This window comes from Roseateles flavus (assembly GCF_039872765.1).
GTDB lineage: Bacteria > Pseudomonadota > Gammaproteobacteria > Burkholderiales > Burkholderiaceae_C > Roseateles_B > Roseateles_B flavus.
In genome coordinates this window covers 1-2,537 of record NZ_JBDPZC010000040.1, presented here as the reverse complement: position 1 = coordinate 2,537, position 2,537 = coordinate 1, and the positions used below count along the sequence as shown (strand labels likewise).

The 2,537-nt window shown below is 68.3% G+C and carries 2 protein-coding genes; both read right to left on the bottom strand.

All coding sequences use genetic code 11. The features are described from left to right. Positions 1-109: 109 nt before the first annotated feature. Positions 110-901 (bottom strand): IS21-like element helper ATPase IstB, encoded by a 792-nt coding sequence (gene istB, locus ABDJ40_RS24615; protein WP_347613746.1) that lies wholly within the window; start codon positions 899-901, stop codon positions 110-112. Further along, a complete protein-coding gene (gene istA, locus ABDJ40_RS24610) occupies positions 894-2,414 on the bottom strand; it encodes an IS21 family transposase (RefSeq protein ID WP_347613743.1) in 1,521 nt (506 codons plus the stop codon). Before istA ends, istB begins: the two co-directional genes overlap by 8 nt. Positions 2,415-2,537 lie beyond the last annotated feature (123 nt).

Below are 2,537 nucleotides of genomic sequence, written 5' to 3'. Positions count from 1 at the left end.
TGTTGGCGCCGATCTAAATTTGACCCACCCTGCCGATTGAACTTTGACCCAGGGCTTGGGGCCGACATCGGCTGATGCCGGCTGTGGACAACTGTAGCGCGGCGCTTGTTCAGCTCGCTTCGTCGCCCTTGCTGCGCCGCTCCTGCTCCCTGGCCTTGATGCGCTTGCGCGTGGCCGCGGTGGCCTGGGTGACGCGGTAGCTCTCGTTGCCGGTCTCCACGATGTGGCAGTGGTGCGTGAGCCGGTCCAGCAGCGCCGTGGTCATCTTGGCGTCGCCGAAGACGGTGCTCCACTCCGCGAAGTCCAGGTTGGTCGTGATGACGACGCTGGTGTGCTCATAGAGCTTGGACATCAGATGGAACAGCAAGGCACCGCCGGCTTGGCTGAACGGCAGGTAGCCCAGCTCATCGAGGATCACGAGGTCCAGCCGCAGTAGGCTGGCCGCGAGGCGCCCGGCCTTGCCCTCGGCCTTCTCCCGCTCCAGTGCGTTGACCAAGTCCACGGTGCTGTAGAAGCGGACGCGCTTGCCTTGCGTGCCGATGCCCGCCACGCCGATGGCCGTGGCTAGGTGGGTCTTGCCCGTGCCGGGGCCACCCACCAGCACCACGTTGTGCGCCGCGGCCGTGAACTCGCAAGTGGCCAACTGCGCGACGAGCTTGCGGTCCACCGGCGAGACCTCGAAGTCGAAGCTGGCCAAGTCACGGTGCACCGGGAACTTGGCGCTGCTCATCTGGTGCTGCACCGAGCGCGTGGCGCGGTCACTGGCCTCGGCCTGCAGCATGTGTTCCAGCAGCCAGCGCGAGCGCTCGACTTCGGCGTTGTGCTGCTCGCCGAGCTCGGCCCAGGTGGCGGCCATGCCGTGCAGGCGCAGGGCCTTCAGCTCTGCAATGACATCAGCCATGGTCAACCTCCTGCTCAGCCAGCCGGCGCAGCCGGTCGTAGCGGCCCGGGTCGGCCTGCACCGGTGTGGTCGTGCTCAGTGGCGTGGCGACGTTCGGCGGTCGCTCCGGTGCCGTGAGCCGCGCCAGCACATTGGCCACGTGCTCCGGGCTGATCCGGCCGCTGGGGCCAGCATGCTCCAAGGCCAGCTCGGCCGCGACCAGCACCTCGTCCAGCCCCGCCGTGCTGCTCAGCGCCAGCACTTGCGCCATCAGCCGGTCACCTCCGGCATGACGCAGCAAGGCCTGGCGCAGCCTGGCCAGCGGCTCCGGCAGGTCCACGAAGGGCGCGCCGTTGCGTAGCGCGCCAGGCTTCCTCTGCACCAGCGGCACGTAGTGCTGCCAGTCGTAGGCCGTGCGGCCCTTGCCGCTGAGCCGGGCATGTTCGCCCACCACGCGCTCGTCGGCTACGATCACCACGCGCTGTGGGTACAGCCGCGTACTGACCGTCTGCCGCGCCAGCTCGCACGGCACCGAGTAGCGGTTGCGGGCCACGGTCACCAGGCAGGTGCTGCTCACGCGCGCCACGTCCTGCACATAGCCGTCGAAGTCCACGGGCTTGGGCATCAGGTGGCTGCGCTCCAGCTCCAGCATCTCCGCCACGCTGAAGGCCTTGTGCTCGGGGTGGCGGAGTTCGGCCCACAGCGCCTTGCAGCGCTCGCCCAGCCAGGCGTTGAGCTCCTCCAAGGACCCGAAGCGCTGCTCCCGCGCGGCCAGCCAGATGCGCCGCCGGCTGTCCTGCACGTTCTTCTCGACGACACCCTTCTCCCAGCCGCTGGCGACGTTGCAGAAGTCCGGGTCGAAGAGGTAGTGCGCGCACAGCGCGGCGAAGCGGCCGTTGACGTCGCGGTTCTTGCCGCGGCCGACGCGATCCACGGCGGTCTTCATGTTGTCGTAGATGCCCCGGCGCGCCACGCCGCCCAGGGCCGCGAAGCTGCGCGTGTGTGCGTCGAACAGCATCTCGTGGCCTTGGCTGGGGTACGCCACCAGCCAGAAGGCCCGGCTGGCGCACAGCTTCATGTGCGCCACCTGCAGCCGCTGGTACACGCCGCCAATGACCAGCGGCTCCTCGCTCCAGTCGAACTGGAACGCTTCGCCAAGCTCGAAGCTCAGCGGCACGTAGGCCTCGCCCACGGCCGCGCCGCCCTGGGCCGCGCGCCAGGCGCGGATGTAGTCGGTCAGTCGGCTGTAGCCGCCGTCGTAGCCCGCGGCCTTCAGTTGCTCCAGTAGTGCCTTGGCGCTACGGCGCTCCTTCTTGGGCCGCCGGGCATCGGCGCGCAGCGCTTGCTCCAACTGTTCGACGTAAGGGGCCAGCTTCGTCGGCACCGCTGGCCGGCGGTACTGCGGCTGCTCGGCCTTGCCCAGCCTCAGGTACTTGCGCACCGTGTTCCTCGCCAGGCCCGTCGCCTTGGCGATCTCCCGCACCGACTTCTTCTCGCGGTGATGCAGCCGCAAGACCTTGCCAATCATGACCATGGTGATCACTCCTCACACCCCCGCCCAGCTGTGGATATCTCGGGCAGGGTAGGTTGAACACCTGGGTCAAATTTGGATCGGCAGGGCCCTCACGGGTGGGTCAAATTTCAGTCGGCGCCAACA